This window comes from Photobacterium iliopiscarium (genome assembly GCF_003026395.1).
GTDB classification, from domain to species: domain Bacteria; phylum Pseudomonadota; class Gammaproteobacteria; order Enterobacterales; family Vibrionaceae; genus Photobacterium; species Photobacterium iliopiscarium.
This window is the reverse complement of sequence record NZ_PYOO01000018.1, coordinates 40,642-61,975: the sequence shown is the minus strand read 5'-3', so window position 1 is coordinate 61,975 and position 21,334 is coordinate 40,642. Positions and strand designations below refer to the sequence as shown.

Annotated in this window: 15 protein-coding genes; 8 read left to right on the top strand and 7 right to left on the bottom strand. The window is 38.9% G+C overall.

Annotated elements, in window-relative coordinates:
• The 3 genes from C9J51_RS17770 to C9J51_RS19550 all read left to right on the top strand — a co-directional run.
• Positions 1-5,052: Ig-like domain-containing protein (locus C9J51_RS17770; RefSeq protein ID WP_146149926.1), on the top strand; the 5,052-nt coding region annotated here is incomplete at its 5' end.
• A 67-nt stretch (positions 5,053-5,119) separates the two neighbouring features.
• Complete coding sequence (locus tag C9J51_RS17765; RefSeq protein ID WP_045040681.1) at positions 5,120-5,863, top strand: DUF2884 family protein; 744 nt, start codon at positions 5,120-5,122, stop codon at positions 5,861-5,863.
• A gap of 161 nt (positions 5,864-6,024) precedes the next feature.
• Positions 6,025-6,180, top strand: a complete 156-nt coding sequence (locus tag C9J51_RS19550) for a hypothetical protein (RefSeq protein ID WP_045037939.1) — start codon at positions 6,025-6,027, stop codon at positions 6,178-6,180.
• On the opposite strand, the gene C9J51_RS17760 is transcribed toward C9J51_RS19550, so the two are convergent.
• From C9J51_RS17760 to C9J51_RS17750, 3 genes are all read right to left on the bottom strand, one after another.
• Positions 6,177-7,196 carry a phospholipase A gene (locus tag C9J51_RS17760; RefSeq protein ID WP_052668205.1) on the bottom strand — a complete coding sequence of 340 codons (1,020 nt, stop codon included), beginning with the start codon at positions 7,194-7,196 and terminating at the stop codon, positions 6,177-6,179. The two genes, C9J51_RS19550 and C9J51_RS17760, sit on opposite strands and share 4 nt — an antisense overlap.
• 191 nt (positions 7,197-7,387) lie before the next feature.
• Positions 7,388-9,772, bottom strand: a complete 2,385-nt coding sequence (locus tag C9J51_RS17755) for a YgiQ family radical SAM protein (protein WP_045037938.1) — start codon at positions 9,770-9,772, stop codon at positions 7,388-7,390.
• Between the two features lie 224 nt (positions 9,773-9,996).
• The gene (locus C9J51_RS17750) at positions 9,997-11,238 is read right to left on the bottom strand and encodes a mechanosensitive ion channel family protein (protein ID WP_082301538.1); all 1,242 of its coding nucleotides are present in this window, start codon (positions 11,236-11,238) and stop codon (positions 9,997-9,999) included.
• A gap of 215 nt (positions 11,239-11,453) precedes the next feature.
• Here C9J51_RS17750 and C9J51_RS17745 point away from each other — a divergent pair, with 215 nt between their 5' ends.
• Positions 11,454-12,224 (top strand): ribonuclease H family protein, encoded by a 771-nt coding sequence (locus tag C9J51_RS17745; protein ID WP_045040680.1) that lies wholly within the window; start codon positions 11,454-11,456, stop codon positions 12,222-12,224.
• A 93-nt stretch (positions 12,225-12,317) separates the two neighbouring features.
• Here the strand turns inward: C9J51_RS17745 and C9J51_RS17740 are convergent, their stop codons facing one another.
• The gene (locus tag C9J51_RS17740) at positions 12,318-13,220 is read right to left on the bottom strand and encodes a LysR family transcriptional regulator (RefSeq protein WP_045040679.1); all 903 of its coding nucleotides are present in this window, start codon (positions 13,218-13,220) and stop codon (positions 12,318-12,320) included.
• Positions 13,221-13,391: 171 nt separating this feature from the next.
• Here C9J51_RS17740 and C9J51_RS19785 point away from each other — a divergent pair, with 171 nt between their 5' ends.
• The 3 genes from C9J51_RS19785 (at position 13,392) to C9J51_RS17725 (ending at position 16,757) form a co-directional block, all read left to right on the top strand.
• Entirely contained in the window at positions 13,392-13,607 is a 216-nt protein-coding gene (locus C9J51_RS19785; protein WP_080159154.1) for a DUF1656 domain-containing protein, read from the top strand.
• Positions 13,608-13,674: 67 nt separating this feature from the next.
• Positions 13,675-14,580 (top strand): HlyD family secretion protein, encoded by a 906-nt coding sequence (locus tag C9J51_RS17730; RefSeq protein ID WP_045040678.1) that lies wholly within the window; start codon positions 13,675-13,677, stop codon positions 14,578-14,580.
• A complete protein-coding gene (locus C9J51_RS17725) occupies positions 14,577-16,757 on the top strand; it encodes an FUSC family protein (protein WP_052668202.1) in 2,181 nt (726 codons plus the stop codon). Before C9J51_RS17730 ends, C9J51_RS17725 begins: the two co-directional genes overlap by 4 nt.
• Before the next feature lie 161 nt (positions 16,758-16,918).
• Here C9J51_RS17725 and dcuC read toward each other — a convergent pair whose 3' ends face one another.
• Together dcuC and C9J51_RS17715 are read right to left on the bottom strand one after the other, a co-directional pair.
• Entirely contained in the window at positions 16,919-18,286 is a 1,368-nt protein-coding gene (gene dcuC / locus C9J51_RS17720; protein ID WP_045037933.1) for an anaerobic C4-dicarboxylate transporter DcuC, read from the bottom strand.
• A 250-nt stretch (positions 18,287-18,536) separates the two neighbouring features.
• Complete coding sequence (locus tag C9J51_RS17715; protein WP_045037932.1) at positions 18,537-19,412, bottom strand: LysR family transcriptional regulator; 876 nt, start codon at positions 19,410-19,412, stop codon at positions 18,537-18,539.
• Positions 19,413-19,570: 158 nt separating this feature from the next.
• Here C9J51_RS17715 and C9J51_RS17710 point away from each other — a divergent pair, with 158 nt between their 5' ends.
• Entirely contained in the window at positions 19,571-20,773 is a 1,203-nt protein-coding gene (locus tag C9J51_RS17710; protein ID WP_045040677.1) for an MFS transporter, read from the top strand.
• A gap of 15 nt (positions 20,774-20,788) precedes the next feature.
• On the opposite strand, the gene C9J51_RS17705 is transcribed toward C9J51_RS17710, so the two are convergent.
• Positions 20,789-21,205 (bottom strand): hypothetical protein, encoded by a 417-nt coding sequence (locus C9J51_RS17705; RefSeq protein WP_052668200.1) that lies wholly within the window; start codon positions 21,203-21,205, stop codon positions 20,789-20,791.
• Positions 21,206-21,334 lie beyond the last annotated feature (129 nt).

Genomic DNA, 21,334 nt, shown 5'->3' with positions numbered 1-21,334 from the left:
TTAACGTGGACGGCAGAAGTCGACGGTAGTGTCTTAGACGGTGCGACGGCTGATAGTGTGACGGCAACCGTTACCACCACGGATGATGCGGGCAACAGTGCTACGGCGACGGACGATCACCCTTACAACGTTGATACCGATATTGCGGCAGCGATTACTATTACCTCTATTGCTACCGATGATAATGTAACCGGACCTGATTCTGAACAGTCCCAAGCGATCATCGGTACGGTTGGCGGCGATGTAAAAGCGGGCGATTGGGTTACTGTGACCCTTGATGGTAAAACGTTAGGCACCGCCGAAGTACAAGCGGATAAGTCATGGCATTTGTCTGTTGATGGTAAGGTCTTGTTGGATGCGAATACGGATCATGTTGGCGCAACAGTGACCACTACTGATACCGCAGGCAACAGCAAAACCGCCACGGCTGAGCATAATTATACGGTGGATGTTAACGCGACTATCGACATTGATAAGATCACTGGCGATAACGAGATCACTCAACAAGAAGGTCATCAGCAGAGCATTGCGATCACCGGTACGGTGGGTGGTCAAGTGCAAGTGGGTGACAAGGTCGTGGTAACGATTAATGGCACCGATTACAACACCAAGGTTGAGGCGGGTAACACATGGTCAGTGAATGTCACGGGCAATGATGTGTTGCATGCAGATAAAGCCACTGCCACAGTCACAACGTCATACAGTTCACATAATGACACCGCAAGCAGTGAAGAAAATTATCAAGTTGGCATCAATGCGGGTGTAACCATCACCACCATTGGTGGTGACAATGTGATCAATGAGAACGAGTCCCACAGCAAAGTGCCAGTAACCGGTACTGTTGATGGTGATGTTAAAGTCGGCGATACCGTTACAATTACTGTAGATGGTAAAGCGGTAGGTACTGCCACAGTAGAAAGTCACAATGGCAAGTTAACGTGGACGGCAGAGGTTGATGGCAGCGTATTAGATAACGCCACCACCGATAATGTCACCGCTACCGTGACAACTCATGATGAAGCAGGCCATAGCGCCACTGCGACAGATGATCATATTTACACTGTTGATACTGACATTGCGGCAGCGATTACTATTACCTCGATTGCTACCGATGATAATGTAACCGGCCCTGATTCTGAACAGTCCCAAGCGATTATTGGTACGGTTGGCGGCGATGTGAAAGCGGGCGATTGGGTAACAGTGACCCTTGATGGTAAAACGTTAGGCACCGCCGAAGTACAAGCGGATAAGTCATGGCATTTGTCTGTTGATGGCAAGGTCTTGTTGGATGCGAATACGGATCATGTTGGCGCAACAGTGACCACTACTGATACCGCAGGCAACAGCAAAACCGCCACGGCTGAGCATAATTATACGGTAGATGTTAACGCCACTATCGACATTGATAAGATCACTGGCGATAACGAGATCACCCAACAAGAAGGTCATCAGCAGAGCATTGCGATCACCGGTACGGTGGGTGGTCAAGTGCAAGTGGGTGACAAGGTCGTGGTAACGATTAATGGCACCGATTACAACACCAAGGTTGAGGCGGGTAACACATGGTCAGTGAATGTCACGGGCAATGATGTGTTGCATGCAGATAAAGCCACTGCCACAGTCACAACGTCATACAGTTCACATAATGACACCGCAAGCAGTGAAGAAAATTATCAGGTTGGTATCAATGCAGGTGTCACCATCACCACCATTGGTGGTGACAATGTGATCAATGAGAACGAGTCCCACAGCAAAGTGCCAGTAACCGGTACTGTTGATGGTGATGTCAAAGTCGGCGATACCGTTACGATCACTGTAGATGGTAAAGCGGTAGGTACTGCCACAGTAGAAAGTCACAATGGCAAGTTAACGTGGACGGCAGAGGTTGATGGCAGCGTATTAGATAACGCCACCACCGATAACGTCACTGCTACCGTGACAACTCATGATGAAGCAGGCCATAGCGCCACCGCGACAGATGATCATATTTACACCGTTGATACTGACATTGCGGCAGCGATTACTATTACCTCTATTGCTACCGATAATAATGTAACCGGACCTGATTCTGAACAGTCTCAAGCGATCATCGGTACGGTTGGCGGCGATGTAAAAGCGGGTGATTGGGTAACAGTGACCCTTGATGGTAAAACGTTAGGCACCGCCGAAGTACAAGCGGATAAGTCATGGCATTTGTCTGTTGATGGCAAGGTCTTGTTGGATGCGAATACGGATCATGTTGGCGCAACAGTGACCACTACTGATACCGCAGGCAACAGCAAAACCGCCACGGCTGAGCATAATTATACGGTAGATGTTAACGCCACTATCGACATTGATAAGATCACTGGCGATAACGTCATTACCCAACAAGAAGGTCATCAGAAAACAATAGATGTCAGGGGTAAAGTCGGTGGTCAAGCCCGTGAAGGCGATGAAGTTACTGTTACAATTAATGGTAATAAATATATTACTCATGTTCAGACAGATCTTACTTGGATCGTTGCTATCGCTGGCATTGATATCCTGCATGCTCATAAGGCAATAGCAAGTGTTACAACATCTTATAGTTCACATAATGTGACAACAGAAGCTAATGAGCCGTATACAGTAGACATTGGTGCGTTAGTGACTATTGATTCTATTGCAGACGATAACATTGTTACTCAAGCTGAAGGTAAGAGTACGGTAACCATTAAAGGTTCTGTTGGTGAGGATGTTAAGGATGGTGATACAGTTACATTGACTATTGATGGTCAACAGTTCACGGGTGAAGCAAAAGATGGCCATTATCAAATTAATGTTGATGGTGAGGCTTTACTAAACGATAGTGATCGAATTGTAGATGCATCGGTAACAACCTCTGATGGTGCAAGTCATACGGCATCAGATACTGCAGAGAAAGCTTATCAAATTGATGGTGCTGTTATTCAAGGTAATAATGGTGATAACACTATAACGGGCACTGTTGGTACTGATTTATTAATCGGTGATTTAGATCCTGCAAAAGTAGTTGAAATATCAACAAATGTGAATTTTGTTATTGATACTTCGGGCAGTATGTATTTTGGTCGTTTATTAACGCTAGATGCGGTGCACGGACATAAAGCCGACTCTTATCGCATCTATGTTGCGGGTAGTTCAGAATTAACAGCGGCTGACGGTACTCGTATTTCAAATTCTCAGGGTTGGGTAACGGTAACGTACGATCAACTTAAAAACGGCTTACAATATGATGCTGATGGTTATTCTGATATTTATATTAAGTCGTCAGATGGAGTAGATTTTAGTAATCCATTCAAATCGTTGCCATCTATTTTTGATATGACAAAGCAAGCGTATGAAACGTTAACGACGGGTATCCTTGATAGTACCAACGATAAAAGTTTATTAAAATTTAATATAGTGACATTTAGTGGTTCAGTTCAAGGAAATGAATCGTTTCATTATGATGAAAAAACACATCAATTTGTGAATAGTCACAATGTGTTGATCAATACTTATATTGATAATCTTAGGGCTGGCGGTGGTACGCAATTTGAAGGCGCATTAAAAGCGGCAAGTGCAAACATTGTTGACAGTAATGAACGAAATATTGTTTATTTTTTAAGTGATGGTAAAGATGAAGATTCATTCCATCCTAATGGAATACATTTTTTACCTAATACAGAAATTGTCTCTATTGCTGTTGGTCCTTCTGGTGATGGAACACAAGTAAATGAAATTGCAAAATTGGGCGCGGGTTATGATGATAATAATTCTACAGCCCCAAGTTATTCTCAAGTTATTACTAATGCGAATGAATTAAATAATGCCTTTCATGATATAGGTCAGCATTTTATTCCAGGAAGTGACACCATTATTGGTAGTGATGATAATGATGTGCTTGTCGGTGATGCACTGAATATCAAGTGGATGTACGATGACGGTTTACTTAGTGGGACATATCAAGAACCAAAGAGTGATGATGAGTCAACTAAGCCCGCTAATTTACTGAAGCAGTATTTAGCAGATAAAGATTATGATGGAAATGTCGATAAGGTTCTTACCTCTGATTTAAACCATTTTATTGCAAATCATTTAGATAAATTTGGTAATAATGCATATGGTGGTAATGATCATTTAACGGGGGGAAAAGGTAATGATATTCTTATCGGTGATGGTGGTAATGATTCTTTAAATGGTGGCCTTGGAAATGATTTGTTAAATGGTGGTTTTGGTAATGATAATTTGATTGGTGGAGAGGGTAAAGATACCTTCCTATGGTCAGAAAATAATTTTGGTACCGATGCTATACCTGCAATTGACACTATCATGGATTTTGAAAAAGGTATTGATACTATTGAATTAGGTGATTCATTACACGTAAAAAATATTCAGTCTTTAGCTGATCTGAATAATCATTTGAATATTATTGAGCAACAAGACAATACTGAAATTCAGATTTTTGATGATCATCATAAAGTGGTTCAAAACATCATTTTGAACGGCGTCAGCCATAATGATCTCTTTGGTGATAATGCCGCGAGTATGACTAACGAAGATAAATTAGATTCGTTACTTAATAGCGGTAACCTAGAGTTGAGCGATAATTTTGGTAATCAACAGGCCAATACTTTAACCGCTGATAATCAAGGTGAATCATTATTTGGTTTTGATGGTAATGATATTCTAGTTGCTGGACAAGGTAATGATATTTTAACGGGTGGTAATGGTAACGATATGTTCACATGGCATGAAACGTCGCTTTCTACTAAAACTGATACTATTACTGATTTTGAGTTAGGTAAGGATAAGATCGATATTAAAGATCTGTTATCAACTGAAGATGATAATCCTCGATCTGATATGGATATGTTATTAGATAATGTGAAGGCTAGCGCGGACGATAAAGGCAATATTACGTTAAATATTGATCATGGAAAGCAAGATATTATTTTAGAAAATATCAATCCACATCATGAGTTAGGTTTAGCTGATAGCGCATCTTCTGCTGATATTGTGTCATCCTTATTTAACCATAATGCGTTTCTCGTTGATAATACGCATTAACGACTAACCCAATAGAAAAAAGCAGCTTTAAATAGCTGCTTTTTTGTTTGAATAACGAGAAAGTAACATGAAAAAATTATTGATTGGTAGCCTACTTTTAGGTTCTAGTTCTGTGTATGCACAAAGTTGTCCTGTTGATGTGCCTAACCCTATCCATATTGATAAAGGCAGTGTGTCTGTTTATGAAGCAGGAAAGCCTAAGTTATTGATTGATGATAACAATAATTTATTTATTAATGGTCAAGAGGTTGATCTTAATGCGATGCAACAAAAAGCATTAACAGCATACAGTGATAATATGCAAACCTATTTGCCGCAGATGGCAGCGTTAGCCCAACAAGGGACTGGCTTAGCTTTAGCGGTTTTAAAAGATGTTTCTAGTAGTTTTGACTCACAAACAGCATTTTTAAAAGTACAAGATCTTGTTAACCAACTAAGTATGCAAGCCCAACAAAAATTTCATAATCAACAAGGTGAGTTTGTAATGCCTGCTGATGTGTTTAATAGTATGGATACGACGTGGAAAACTGAATTTGAAAATGCAATGCAACAAGTGACGGTTGAATCGATCTCAAGTGTATTGGCAGCACTGGCTGATGAAATGAAAAATGGCGATTTGGATTTTAGTCAGATGCAGACGAAATTTTCACAGCTAAAGGCCCAAATTACCGATACCGTGACTCAGCATAGTGGTGAAATGAAAGTGAAAGCCAATGATTTGTGCGGTTCAATTGAAGGGTTAGCAAAGCAAGAACAACAACTTCAACAGATAATTCCACAATTACAAAATATACCTATGTTTAAAATGTAATTGTGACAAAAGCTTAACCATAGTCAAAAATAGCACTTAAGGGTGCTATTTTTATTGGTATAACCACCTACACTTTATAGATAAGACTAAAAATTCATAAGCGTGAATCATTATTATATCTGTGCGCATACGAGTGTTAACTAAAGCCAAAGGAGTGCTAAATGTTAAAGTTATTGATTATTTTTGGACTATTAGCTTTTGCTTATTGGGTTATTCGTTATTTATCAAAATCGCAGCAAAACCAGATTGTAACGGGATTAGTGGCCGTATTAGGCTCTGCTGCGATCATTTTTATTGGCTTTGAACTGTTTCGTTAGAGCAAATCCGTTAATGCAACACCGATGCCCAGTCGTTGTTGTTTGTGGTTGTAATCAATTAGGTTCTCACCATAACCCGTTGAATATTTAGTATATCCTCGCAACTTACCCCATAAAGGGAAGGTCATACCAAGTTCACCATAGCCTTTGTTCGTCGAAAAATTTTGACGACCAGTAAAACTAAATTCGTAATCTTGCCACTTATAAACAGCATTAACTTCATAATGTCCCATAAAATCAATGATATCTGGGTTATCGTCTCCTTTGGGAGATGCTGGATTGTCTTTTTTATCTTCAGGAATTCGCCACCAAGGGCGTAGTGATAATACGAAATTCCCTTTTTCAACAATCAAATCAGTATAGACCCGGTTCCAGCTACGAGATAACCCTTGAGTACGGCCATTTGATTGATGTTCTATGCCTAACGTTATCCACGTATTGGCTTCAAAAGGTGTCCAAGGGGTTGGTGCGAGGTAAAATAGTTCAGGGCGATAGTTGGTTTCTCTAAATGGACGTGAGATATCTTCAGCATACACTTGCCAATATGATTTCAATGTAAACGCTGCAAATAAACCGTCATTGTGAATAAATAAGTCGTCATAATTTAATGGTGTTTTAAAACTTATTTGAAATTCTGCTTCAGCATTCTTCATTTTACCGCCCCATTGACTGTCCTTATAAGCAGAGTTGTTAATGCTGTCAGTCATTACGATCGGTAATAAATAATTCATGCGATGAGGCGTGATAACAAAGGGGTTTAATGCGTTGTCACGTTCATCTTGCAAACGTTGAGACATAAGTGATGGTGATGATTGCGAAGGGTCTGTAATGGTGACAGGTGCGGCTTTAGCTATATTGTCAGAGCAATGAGAGCGAATGTCACTCAATGTTAGTGTGCCATTTTGTGTTTTCACGGCATTTAGCAGGCAAGCATCATAATCTGGAGATGTACTAGCAATAGCTGTACTTGCTATGAATAATGAAGAAGTAAAGCAAACGGTATAAATGCATCTCACAATGATGGGTTATCCCTAAAAAATGGAAAATAAGACGTTACTAATTCTGTGTATTTTTTTTGTTTCCATTAGTGTACCTAATAAATCTTCCAAAGGAATAACATTAAGTTAGAAATTTGTAAAACAAAAACGCCGTCTTAAAAAAGACGGCGTTTATTATTAAATCATTAGTGTTTTATATTCAGTGCTAATTATGCACCAGTACGACTGCGTGTTGGCTTTCCATTTGGTCGTTGGCCACTAGGTTTGCCATTACGATTTGCTGGGCGGCCACTGCCACTTGCTTGAGTGGGTTTGCCATTACGATTATTACTCGTATTGGTCGTGTTATTATTGCTGCCACCACGATTGCTGTTTGTACTCGTTTGTGCAGTTCCGCCATTACGAGAGCCGTTTGCTTGAGGTTTGCCATTACCAACAGGCTTACCATTGCGGTTACTCTGAGGGCGTTTACCATCAGTGCGAATATCAGGTTGATTTGGGTTCTTGGTTGCAAAACGTTTAGAACCATGACGACCTGAACCACGACGCTCGGCTGGCGTCATTTCTGCTTCACTGCCAGCTTCTGGCACTAAACAGTTAGGACGATTACCGATGAGATACTTTTTCCCCATGGTAATTAACGCATCACGGATAAGAGGCCAGTTTAGTGGATCGTGGTAACGTAATAGCGCTTTATGAAGGCGGCGTTGACGTTCACCTTTAGCGACAAATAAATCTTCACGGCCTTTGTACTTCACTTTCTTCAACGGGTTTGTTTCTGAGTGATACATTGCCGTTGCATTACACATTGGTGATGGGTAGAAGTTTTGAACCTGATCACACTGATAATCGTTTTGTTTAAGCCATAACGCTAAGTTCAACATGTCTTCATCAGTTGAACCTGGGTGCGCTGAAATAAAGTAAGGAATAAGGTATTGTTTTTTCCCTGCTTCTTGGCTGTACTGCTCAAACATCGATTTAAAGCGATCATAAGTGCCCATACCCGGCTTCATCATCAGATCAAGTGTGCCTTTCTCTGTGTGCTCAGGTGCGATTTTTAAGTAGCCACCCACATGGTGAGTCACAAGTTCACGAACATATTCTGGTGATTCTACGGCTAAATCATAACGAACGCCTGATGCGATCATGATCTTTTTAATGCCTTTAACGCCACGAGCACTGCGGTATAAATCAATTAGATGCTGATGGTCAGTATTCAGCTTTTCACAGATCTTAGGGAAGATACATGATGGACGACGACAGTTTGCTTCAGCGCGTGGGTCAGAACAGCCTAAACGATACATGTTTGCTGTTGGACCACCCAAATCAGAAATAGTACCGGTAAAACCTGGAACTTTATCGCGAATATCTTCTAGCTCATGAAGAATTGATTCTTGCGAGCGGTTTTGAATAATACGGCCTTCGTGTTCAGTAATCGAACAGAAAGAACAACCACCAAAACAGCCACGCATGATGTTAACCGAGGTTTTAATCATGTCATAAGCTGGAATTTTTGCTTTACCGTAGCTTGGATGAGGTACGCGAGCAAAAGGTAATCCAAATACAAAGTCCATTTCTTCGGTAGACAATGGAATCGGTGCTCGGTTGATCCACAATTCACGATCAGCGTGTTTTTGAATTAATGCACGTCCAGAATAAGGGTTAGTTTCTAAGTGCATTACTCGGCTAGCGTGCGCATATAAAATACGGTCATTTGCCAACTTTTCATATGATGGCAAGCGTACGACTGTATTTTCAGCATCATGACGAGATGGGCGAACGTGAATAACTTGTGGTTGTTTTTCTTTTTCTTCTTTATTAGAAGCGCATGTCTCTTCGGTGGCATATGGATTTTGCATCACCATTGGACGACCAGGTTTTTCAATGCGTGATGAATCAATTTCCTGATAACGCTCAGGAATATCTTTGATCATTACCGCAGTGCCTGCAATGTTAGTTAATGACTTAATATCTTCGCCATTGGCAATACGGTGTGATACTTCAACTAGCGCCCGTTCAGCGTTACCAAATAATAAAATATCTGCTTTCGCATCCATCAATACTGAACGACGGACTTTGTCTGACCAATAATCGTAGTGAGCGAGGCGACGTAAGCTAGATTCAATACCACCTAAAACAATAGGCGCTTCTTTATATGCTTCTCGACAGCGTTGAGAATAAACTAAGACGGCGCGGTCTGGACGTTTACCACCTTCATTATTAGGCGTGTAAGCATCATCTTTACGTAGTTTGCGATCAGCGGTATAGCGATTGATCATTGAATCCATGTTGCCAGATGTTATACCAAAATAAAGATTGGGTTGACCTAACGCCATGAAGTCATCTTTATTGTCCCATTTAGGTTGGGCAATAATACCAACGCGAAATCCTTGAGATTCTAGTAAGCGACCAATGACCGCCATACCAAAACTAGGATGGTCAACATAGGCATCACCAGTAACAATGATAATGTCACAGCTGTCCCAACCAAGTGCATCCATTTCTTTTCTAGATGTTGGCAAGAATGGGGAGGTGCCATAGCATTCAGCCCAATACTTAGGATAGCTATCAATAGGAGTTACTTTAGTGTGCATGTTTTGACCTCTGTATTTTGAGGCGGGAATTATAGCGGCTCATAAAAAGGCTGGCTAGTGATTATAAATATTGATGTTAAACAAAGTTTTTAATAAATTGGCATTGGAGTTGTAATTATCGCTATTTATTGTGTGATATGAAGCACTAATATGAATGATTTTTTTGTAATAACAGACGTATTGAATGTTAAAAATAATCATCCAATACGTCGAAAACAGCAGTGTTAGGATGCCGCAACACTAGCTTGTAAACTACGTACATCTGAGCCATCAGGGCTTTGATACACGGCAAGCCCAAATTGAGGCAAAATGGCTAACACATGATCAAAAATATCTGACTGAACCGCTTCATAAAAAGCCCAGCGTGTATCATTAACAAAAACATAAATTTGAACGGGTAATCCCTGAGCACTTGGTTCTAACTCGCGTACAAGAAAAGTCATGTCTTGGCGAATTTTACTGTTTTGTTTTAGGTAAGCTTCTAAGTAGGCGCGAAATACCGTTATGTTAGTTAATTGAAGTGCATGTGCGTTACTTGTCGTGATTTCAGCATTTCTCTTGGTTATAAAGTCCGCCACATAAGGGATTTGCGATAATTTTTGTTGTTGCTGTTCATCGATAAATTTAATAGTTTCAATATCAATTAGCACTGAACGTTTAATGCGTCGACCACCAGATTCTTGCATTTGACGCCAGTTAATAAACGAGTCTTGTACTAATGCATAAGCGGGAATATTGGTAACGGTATTATCCCAGTTTTTTACTTTAACTGTTGTTAAAGAAACTTCATCAATACTGCCATTAGCACCATATTTATCCATTTGGATCCAATCACCCACTTTAACCATTTGGTTAGCTGACAGTTGAATACCTGCGACAAAGCCTAAAATAGTATCGCGGAAGACTAATAATACTAAACCTGTCGCAACGCCTAGGCCACTTAAAAAGTAAATTGGTGAGCGGTTAGCAAGCACTGAAATAGCAATAATAAACCCAATAAAAAAGATAATAAGTTTTGATAATTGAACAAAACTTTTTACCGGCAAATTACGGCTGATTTGGTTAATATCGGCCATATCATTAGTGGCATCAAGGAAGGCATAAGTACTTCTTACTAATACAATAATCAACCATAAGCTTAATGTGCGATCAATAAAGCTACTGAGGAGTGCATGTTTATCTAATACAAGTGGTATAACAAGATTGAGCACCATTGCAGGGATGGTTAATGAGAGCTTTTCAAAGACTTTATGCCGTACCATGACGTGTCCCCATGTTGCTTGGGAACGTTTAATAGCGGAGCGCAATATCGCGAGTAATCCCCAGCGAACAAAGACATAAGCTAAGAAAGCGACTACACAACAAAGTATCATAAAGACGGCGGTTGAAATGCTGTCTTGTGGTTGAACATTAATCCCAAGCTGTGACATGCCATTAGCAATGTCTAAGCGTATTTTATGGCTCAAAACGGAACTCCAAACTCACCTGTAAATAAAAATGTAAGTTGCTCGATATTGTCATTGGTTTGAGAACACATTGATAATGAATACGAGTATTTTTTTATAGTGATGTTTATCTTAGCATAATCAGAAAGGTACATTAGTGGTAGAATCTTAGAATACCAAGTCTGTATGTTCGCTTGAGCAATCAGTACGATATTAAAGAGAGTGTGGAGAAACAGGTGGCCAAAAAATATTATGTTGTTTGGAGTGGTCGTGAACCGGGTATTTACAGTGACTGGGCAAGTTGTAAGCAGCAAGTAGATAAATTTGCAGGGGCACGATATAAATCATTTCCAACCCAAGCTGAAGCGGTCACGGCTTTTGGAAAACCAGTGCAAATTTCTGGTTCATCACCACAATTTAAAAAAACAGCAGCAAAACGTACCACAACAAGTAAAGGTTCATTAACCAGTGAACAAGTCCATGCGTTAACGGCTGATGTTAAAATTTTCACGGATGGTGGCTGTGATCCTAACCCCGGCAAAGCGGGATCTGGATTGGCGTTATACCGTAATAACCAGCTAAGTGAGCTATGGTATGGCTTATATGAGCCGATGGGCACCAATAATACGGCCGAGTTAAATGCACTTCATCAAGCGCTGATCTTAGCCGAAAAGGTATTGGCTCAAGGGTCTACCGTGGCGATTTTTTGTGATTCAAAATATTCGATACAATGTATTACCCAATGGGCGATAACATGGCAAAAAAATGGTTGGAAAAAGGCTGGCGGTGAGATAAAAAACCTCGCGTTAATTCAACAAATGTTCACTCGTTACCAAGCATTAAAATCACAACTTATGATTCACCATGTCAATGGTCATGTCGGTATTGAAGGTAATGAACTTGCGGATCGAATGTCAATTTTAGCCGTCGATACTAAAGTTATTGATTTTTGTTTATATCAACCGCCTTATGATTTACCCGCTTTACTTGCACTTCGCGCAGGTTAATAAACCATCGGAATATTTATTGCTCAGTTACAAATTAATCTCTGCGTTAGCGGAATGATTTGCAATTGAGCTATTTATTATTAACGTAGAGCACTATTTAATATTTAGTTGGTTCTTTATTGCACGTTGTAGAAAATCATTTAATAACGTTAGTCGAGACGTTTGTCGTAATGACGGTTTATAAAGCATGAATAGATCAATTTTGGGTAATTGATAATCCGTTAATACTTGGACTAATATTCCCGAATCTAATGCTGCTTGAACTTGAAAGTTAGGTTGTATTGTTATTCCCGCACCTTCCATCGCCGCTGCGAGCATCGCTTGTCCACTATTGATTGTAAATCGCGATGAAATACGCGGTGAAAAATGATCGCCAGCTTGATTTTTAAAGCACCAACAATAGGCATTATAAGCTGTTGTGTGTCTCAAACATTGATGATGCTCTAATGCTTTTGGTTCTCGTGGAACACCGTGTTGTTGTAAATATTCTGGCGTAGCACAAGCAATCATCTCGAAGCTGCAAATTTGGTGTCCGACTAAAAACTCATAACCTTCAATACGATCATGAAAAATAAGATCGTAGCCATTTCGATGAATATCTGGTGGATTATTATCTAATGTTAAATTGATTTCTAATTGTGGATATTTTTGAATAAATTGACCTAATAAAGGGGAGAGTAGGCTAATACCTAAATTTACACCGCAATATATCTTCAATTTACCCATTGGCTCATTGAGATCCAGATAAATGTCTTCTTGGGCGGCTTTCATTTCCGATAAAATGTTAAGGCACCGTCGATGAAATTGTTCGCCAGCGGTGGTTAGCGCTTGAAAACGTGTTGATTTAGCGAGTAATTTAACACCTAATGACGATTCTAATCCGTGAATGTGCTTGCCTACCATTTGTGCGCTGATATCACGTTCTTCTGCGACTGCCGCAAATGAACCTAATTCAACCGCTCTTACAAAAATTTCAATGCTTGTTATACGATCCATTTTGGCAATTCCTAACAAAAAATTGTGATAATTTCTATCATTAGAAACTCACAGTTGTGATTGTATTCCATATTCGTATCTTTATTTAAGTCAATAATATGACTATGATTACACTTTATTGTAAATAAATTTTTTATTACTTATATAAACTCACAGTAGCGGACAACAACCATGCTAAATCTCGTACCTAAAGAGATTGCTATCGGAGAAATTTACTTTCCGCCTCTTCTGATTTCAGGTTTTATCGCAATTATTTGTACCTCTTTAACTGTCCGTCTTTTTAATACGGTTAAATGGTATCGATATGTATCAAACCCACCGTTAGTTGAGTTATCGATTGCAGTTATTTATACCGTGCTCATTAGTACGTTTATTTTTCCGTCATAATGATTTCAAACTATGTTAAGAGATCGTTCTAATACTCTGTAGTAATTTGAATATAATAGAGATAACCATGTTTAAACGCTTATTTATTACTAGTAGTTTTGTCATTATTGCGCTTGCTGCAATTGGCTGGAAATACCAACAATATATTATTAATCCTTGGACGCGAGATGGTTTAGTTCGCGCCCAAATTGTCCAAATTACACCACGAGTTACTGGGCCTATTATTGCATTGAATATAAAAAATAATAGTGAAGTAAAAACAGGCCAAGTTCTTTTTGTTGTTGATCCTCGACCTTATGAAATAGCAGTAGAAAAAGCGAAGGGAAATCGAGATCAAGCAAAAGCACAATTGCAGCGAGCACAAGATGAAGCAACACGAGAGCGTGAATTAATACACCGCCAACCTGGTGCTATTTCTCAAATGACATTAGTGCAGCAAAAAATATCAGTGAGATTAGCTCAAGCGGGCGTTGAAGCGGCTCAAGCGGTATATGATCAAAGTAAATTAGATTTAAGTTTTACTAAAGTGACAGCTCCTGTTGATGGTTATATTACTAACTTAAATGTAAATATCGGCACTCAAGTTGTCGCTAATCAACCCGTAGTTGCTCTTATTGATAAGCATAGTTTTTGGATTGAAGGATTTTTTAAAGAAACAGATATTAAAGATGTGGCTTCAGGTGATAAAGCGACGGTGACCTTAATGGCGTATGGCGATCAACCATTACAAGGCTCTGTTGAGAGTATTGGTTATGGTATTTCTCATAAAAATGGCAGTACAGGACTTTCTTTATTGCCAAATGTGAATCCAACATTTCAGTGGATCCGTTTAGCTCAACGTATTCCCGTTCAAATTCGTTTAGATAATATTCCTGATGGTATTCAATTTCGTATTGGTTCTTCTGCTTCTATTGTTATTCATAAAAACCAACAAAATCAGAGATTAATCGAAATGGTTAAGGGAATGCTATGAGTACAAGACGCTGGGTAATGCCATTAAAAGTTGCTACAGCTTTAACGCTATCCATCGTCATTGCTTTAGCTTTGGGGTGGAATAAGCCTTATTGGGCTGCTTTTGCTGTGATTGTAATGGCTGCAACAGAAACTAATGGTCATTCTTTAAAAAAAGGTCGTCATCGAATCATTGGTACGTTTGCTGGTGTTATTATTGCTTTCGTTTTAATTGATTTATTTGGTCAACAACCTTTAGCTTTTCTGTTGGTTTATTCTTTGATTATTGCTGTGTGCATCTATCAACAGACAAATCCTAAAAATGGTTATGCGTGGACTATCGGGTTGATGGTGTCATGCGTCATTATTGTGATGGGGAATTTATCAGCAGAACAAACCTTTGCTATTGCTGCACTTAGATTACAAGAAACCATTCTTGGCGTTATTTGTTTTAGCTTTGTTTTTAGTGTTTTTAGCCCTGTATCTAGTCGTATTGTGTTACTTAATACGTTACTAAGTAACGCTAAAACTAAGCAAGAAAAGATAGAACAAGCGATTATTGATATTCAATCGAATGAAATGTTAAGCCGTAATGTTTCATGGAGCGATAGTTTAAAATATTTAGCCCGTATCGATGATTTACTGCAAGCAGCGAAAACAGATAGTTATCAAATCAACAGTGAGTTTCCCATTTGGGAGACAATAAGAAATGAGCAAAACCAATGGGTTCTACTGGGTGGACATTTGTCTGAAGCCATTAATCTTATTGACGAAAAGTTTACGACGGAACAAAAACAAGCGTTAATCGCGGTATTAACAGCGCTCAAAAATAGATATATAAATTCAATCACCTTATTGAGTTATGTCGTTGAAAATCCACAGGCGACGAATCACTGCATTCGTCAGCATATGGTTGATAACACTTTATTTGTGGCTCCATTTTCATTGGATTCATTACTTAATTGTAAAGAATTACATCATGGTGCTTTAATGATGTTGGCACAAAACTTAGCCAAGATGGATACGTTGCAAGCGTCGATATACCAACATTTGACTCAAGCGATTTTGAGTGAAAGTCCATCAGATATAACGCTAAAAAAGAAATCATCATCTGCTTTGTTTAATATATCTTTAGATTCCGAACGACTTATTAATGTTTTTAAGATCTTAGTGATTTTTTGGATCAGCGTTGGCTTGTGGCTTTTTATTCCCATGCAAGGGGGAGTAATGATCGTGCTGTTAAGCCTTGTCTTTGGTAGTGTTGCTTTATCGTTACCCTTTGTAAGCCCGCGTTATATATTAATGCATATGATCGTTTGGTCTGTATTAGCATTATTCCAATATATTTTTATTTTGCCTCACTTAAGTCAACTTTGGCAATTAGGGTTATTTTATTTTATTAATGTCTTTGTACTGTGGTTTTATTTTAATCAACCGCAACAGGTATTTCATCGCTTATTGGGTTGTCAGAATTTGATGTTAATGACAACCAGTGCGATTCAATTAACACCGACCTATAGCGTAGGTACGTCACTGTTAACGATTACGCTGCTATCTATCAGTTTGTTGGTTATTTTCTGGGTTTATAATGGCATTTATTCAAGTCAGCCTGAATATGTGTTTTTACGTCAGCTTAGTCAATTTCGAATTCGATTACATTTCGGATTAAAAAAACTGGTTAATGAAAATGCGAATAAATTCCTTTCATTGAGTTTTTCAACACCAGTACAAGCGGTATCACTTGCAGAAATGGCGAGTACAAAAATTAGCTGGGCGAACTATGAGCAGATCGATCAAACGCAAGTAACAACATTACTTAACTTAGGTTATCGATCTTGTTTTTATTACCGTTCATTTACCGATAACTATGAACAATGGCAAGCAACGCAATACAATCAAAGCATTAATACGTTTATTATTGGGTGTGTTCAGGAGCTTATTGCGATCACTGGGGTTACGATGATCTGTGAAAATGTTGCTACAACACATGCTTCTAAGTTAGTCGTATTACAGAATAAGTTAACAGACTACAAAGATAAATTACCATCATTTTATGGTCAACTTACTCCAGATGAAATGGATAAAATTTACCAATTAATCACATCTCTTTTACTCTTAATGGGGTCTCTTGAGAATGTTACTGAACAAGTGATGAAACAGTCTTTATATCAATTAAAGTTTACGCCATTTGGATTATAAACAGCCTTTATCAGCTAAGGCGTGTAATAAACGATAAGTCATATAATAAGGTGTTTTAGTCGTTGTGATCGTTAGCGTAGATCGTGAGTGATGCCATAAAAAAGCCCACTGAGAATATATTATCAGTGGGCTTAACTCGTTAAATTATGGTGTGATAATAATTAAGCGTACATAGGTACTAATACCATCGTACCGATAATGACGGTAACTAAACCACAAAGCACCGGAACCACAGTACGTTTAACGACTTCAAATGGACTGATTTGTGCCATACCCGATGTTGCAACAATAACACCTGATACCGGTGAAATAGTACGACCTAGGTTTGATGCCTGTAGCATTGGAATAATCAAGAATGCAGGGCTTAAACCAAGCTTAACCGCCAACTGTGGTGCTAACTCAACAAAAGCATAGAAAGGTGCATTACCTGAACCTGTTGCAATTGCAGCAGCAACAGTTAACGCTGTTAGTAAGAGCATGAGTGCCACGCCGCCAGCACCTGCTTTGTCAGCAAGAGCGAGTAGGTTATCAATTGCCCCAATTGACATTAAGCCTTGCGCAAATACACCTGCTGCGACCAATAACATCACAACGCCTTTAAAAGCATCGCCCATACCAGCGTAACAAGCTTCAAGATTTTCAAGGGTTTCTTTACCATTGAAACGATTAGTAAAGAAATCAACTACGGCACCAATGACAATAGAAAGTACTACAATAGTATAAATATCAAGAGTTAGACCTGGAATGGTTTCACCGTTAAATAGGAAAACACCAAAAATAGGTAAGAAAGGTAAAATCGCATAATAAGCAGGTGCTTTGACTTCTATTTCAGAAATATCTAGCTTTTCCATTGGCGTATTATTTTTCTTATCAAGGTATTTGTTCCAGAAAAATGCAGCGACTGACATCACGATAATGGCACAGATAGAAACGGGTAATACAGTTTCTACTGCGAAAACATGTAAAGGTAAGCCTGATTTTTCTGCGGCCACAATTACATCACCAGAGGTTGGTGAAAGAATGATTGCGGCAGGTGAGGCACATACAGCAGCGGCTGCTGGACGAGAAATACCCATTGCGGTCATCATTGGGAATAAGGTTGCCATTAATAGCACCCCAAGACCCGTTGCAGAGCTTACTGCTAATGACATTAGACAGGCAACAATATAAGCCGCAACTAATAAAACATAAGGTGACTTAATAAAAGAAAGAGGTTTTGAAAATTGTTTTACAACAACATTGTTAGCACCAATATGGGTCATATATGTTGCGAAACCACATAACAACATAATTTGTAAGCCAAGACCACCGTTGCGGTATTGGAGCATATATTTAACATACTCAAGTGAGTCTGTTAGTAAATTCCCTGTTGATGTAATGCCTTTTGGCAAGACCGTGTGTCCTAAAAATCCAGCTAGAATTAATAGAAGAATACCCGCAACAAGAAGTACACCTGCTGCTTTATATCCTTTTACTATGTAATAGCCAACAGCAATGGTGATCACCAAACCAATTAACAATTCCGTCATGGAAACTCCTCTCCTTAAAACTAAAAAAATATGTATTTATGATGTTTTTTTGCATATTTTTCATAAATTACGTGAGTAATGTAGCGAAAAAAAAGCTTATGAACGACTGTTAAGCAATCAATATATGATCTCATCCATATTTTTATTGGTAATGTTAATTTTTTGGTTTTATTTTTAAGGTTGAATTGACGGATAACTGTTTTTTATCTGTTAAATTTAGCAAGGTAGAATGCGGTTTTACATTAATTGGCTATTGTTGGCATTGTTGTTTTACGTATTCAATGAAAGCTTTATTGGCCAGTGATAAATAGCCTTGTTTACGCCATGCCATTGCAAGGTCTAGTTGGATCGGATCTGAAAAAGGGATGGGGATCAGATGTGGTTCATGATCGGTGACTAATTCAAGCAGTGCTGTAATGGCAAAATCATGACGAACAATTTGTAAAATCATTGGCAATAGATTAGTTTCAAATGAAATTTTAGGCGTTAAATTATGCTGTTCACAGACATGATCGAGCATTTCACGATGGAAATAGCCTGATTTAAATGCCACTAATTCTTCGCCAAAAAAGTCCTCAAAACTTAAGCTTTTTTTCGTTATAAAATCATGCTGTTCACTGACAACAGCCACCATTTGTGAACGTAAAAGATGTTCGATATGTAAACTAGAAGGAACGTTATGATTAATAATAACCCCTAAGTCTAGTTCGCTATCAATGAGCATTTGCCGAATAGATTGAGTGCCTGCTTCTACAATGGTTAATTTTAAATTTGGATAATGACTTTTAAAGCCCATTAATATTTGAGGGAAAAAATACGATCCCAACATGCTGGGTACACCTAGCCGTACCTCTCCTTTTTCTAAACCACGTAACTCTTTCATTGCAAGGGTGGCATCGTCTATTTTTTGTAGAATTTGTTTAGCATGTATCAGTAAAACTTCACCTTCTTGGGTTAGTGTGACTTTGCGTTCATTTCGATAAAACAACGTTAGATCTAATTGTTGCTCTAATTTTTTGATAGCAACACTGAGTGCGGGTTGCGCGATATGCAATTGTTCAGCGGCACGAGTAAAGTTTTTAGTCGCCGCGAGTTGCGTAAAATAAGTCAGTAAACGAGTATCCATAGCTATAGTTTTTGGTTATCACTGTAATATTAATTATATATTTTATTTATTATGCTGCTGTTGTTATCGTTTTGTCACGTTATGTTTGGTTGTGAGAAATAACGCATTGTTATTTTAATGATATAGCACACTCAAATGGATTTTTTAATGGTGAAATCATGATAGAAACAAATACATTGGCCTATAAGAAGACCAGTTTTGCATTGGCATTAGGCTCTTTTATCGTTTTTTGTAATTTGTATTTGTTCCAGCCGATGTTGCCATTAATGGCGACTGAATTTTCCGTCTCGGCAACACAAATCAATTGGGTCTTAGCCGCGGCAACATTAATGTTAGCGGTATGCCTTATTCCATGGGCTATTGCATCTGAAATTGTGGGTCGGCGCATGATTATGGTGATCAGTTTATTGCTGATGCCAATTGTTGGCGTAGTAATGGTTTTTGCTCATGATTTATTTGCACTTACTTTAGCTCGAGGGGTCATGGGCATTTCAGTTGCTGGTTATATTGCCGTTGCTGTTGCTTATATGGCGGAAGAGTTTAGTCCGAAAGCGTTAGTATTAGCGGTGGGGGGCTATATTAGTGCTAATTCATTAGGCGGAATTGCTGGACGATTATATGGCGGAATAATTGGCGAACAACTAGGCTGGCATTGGGCTGTGTTGGGTATGGCTGTTATGAGCTTTATTGGTGCGGTCGTCGTGATTAGATTATTGCCATCACAGCAACACTTTATTCATCACCACCGCCGTCTTCGTATCCATGCTTATCAAGTGATCGCGCATATTAAACAACCGATATTATGGCTAGCAATGCTGATTGGTGGTGTGAATTTTGCTCTGTTTGTTAATCTTTATTCGGTAACAGGATTTAGATTGGTTGCTGCACCGTTTAATTTGCCTTTAAGTTGGGCGTCATTAATCTTCCTTTGTTATCTCAGTGGCACCATAACATCACGTTTGAGTGGGCGTTGGGCAAGCCGATATAGTCCGTTATCAGGTATTATTTTAGGGGGTGTTTTAAGCCTAAGTGGTCTGTGGTTAGGCTTAATTGAATCACGCGTCACCATATTGATTAGCTTGCTATTATTAAGCTCTGGTGCATTTTTCACTCATTCATTAGCGTATGCTTGGGTGAGCCAACATGCCAAAGTCGCAAAGGCAACCGCCACTGCGCTATATTTGGTTCATTATTATGTTGGGAGCAGTTTAGGCGGTTTCTTCTTGATATATTGTTGGCTACATGGTGGTTGGGATACCGTTGTTATTGGTGGCACATTGTTATATATGGTGATGTTTGTTTGTTGTGGATTATTAATTAAAGCGAAACAACAGTCTGTTTTACCGTTACAGCTCAATTAACGTGATTTATAACGATCAATCAATTGTGATGGTTAATTTATAATGACTGCTTTCACCTCGACGAGCAAAGGCACGGTATTGACCAATACGAACACTGTATTTACCGCTGTAAGGTAATATGTATTCACCATTATCATTTAGGTCAGCTGAAAAGGGGGTTAAATCGGCAAGTCTCTCAAGTTTTTTGTCTAAGAGTACAACCCATAATTTGGTGCTTTTAGTATCAAGCGTAACGTTTAAATGCTGGCCTTTTTTGGCATAAAAAACATAGTTATTGACATCATAGCCCGCTGTTGTTGCGACATATTCACCGTTATTGGTGTTTGCTTTAAAATGGACGGTTTCATGGCTATCTGCGGCAATGGCCATGAAAGAACAACTGCTTAAAATGAGTGCTGCAAAAAGTAATCCTAACGGTTTTATGTATAACATAATATGGCTTCCTAAATATTTGATGAACTAATCTCGTATTAGCTATTGAACGAGTTAAAAGTACGCAGTATTTAATCGGGGAAAAATACTGCGTATATGATGAGTATTATCAAAAATAGAAGATTGGTA

Bases quoted from the DNA above. Each gene is read 5' to 3' on its own strand.
- C9J51_RS17765 (WP_045040681.1), top strand. From the start codon at position 5,120: ATGAAAAAATTATTGATTGGTAGCCTACTTTTAGGTTCTAGTTCTGTG.
- C9J51_RS19550 (WP_045037939.1), top strand. From the start codon at position 6,025: ATGTTAAAGTTATTGATTATTTTTGGACTATTAGCTTTTGCTTATTGG.
- C9J51_RS17755 (WP_045037938.1), bottom strand. From the start codon at position 9,772: ATGCACACTAAAGTAACTCCTATTGATAGCTATCCTAAGTATTGGGCT.
- C9J51_RS17740 (WP_045040679.1), bottom strand. From the start codon at position 13,220: ATGGATCGTATAACAAGCATTGAAATTTTTGTAAGAGCGGTTGAATTA.
- C9J51_RS19785 (WP_080159154.1), top strand. From the start codon at position 13,392: ATGCTAAATCTCGTACCTAAAGAGATTGCTATCGGAGAAATTTACTTT.
- C9J51_RS17730 (WP_045040678.1), top strand. From the start codon at position 13,675: ATGTTTAAACGCTTATTTATTACTAGTAGTTTTGTCATTATTGCGCTT.
- C9J51_RS17725 (WP_052668202.1), top strand. From the start codon at position 14,577: ATGAGTACAAGACGCTGGGTAATGCCATTAAAAGTTGCTACAGCTTTA.
- dcuC (WP_045037933.1), bottom strand. From the start codon at position 18,286: ATGACGGAATTGTTAATTGGTTTGGTGATCACCATTGCTGTTGGCTAT.
- C9J51_RS17715 (WP_045037932.1), bottom strand. From the start codon at position 19,412: ATGGATACTCGTTTACTGACTTATTTTACGCAACTCGCGGCGACTAAA.
- C9J51_RS17710 (WP_045040677.1), top strand. From the start codon at position 19,571: ATGATAGAAACAAATACATTGGCCTATAAGAAGACCAGTTTTGCATTG.
- C9J51_RS17705 (WP_052668200.1), bottom strand. From the start codon at position 21,205: ATGTTATACATAAAACCGTTAGGATTACTTTTTGCAGCACTCATTTTA.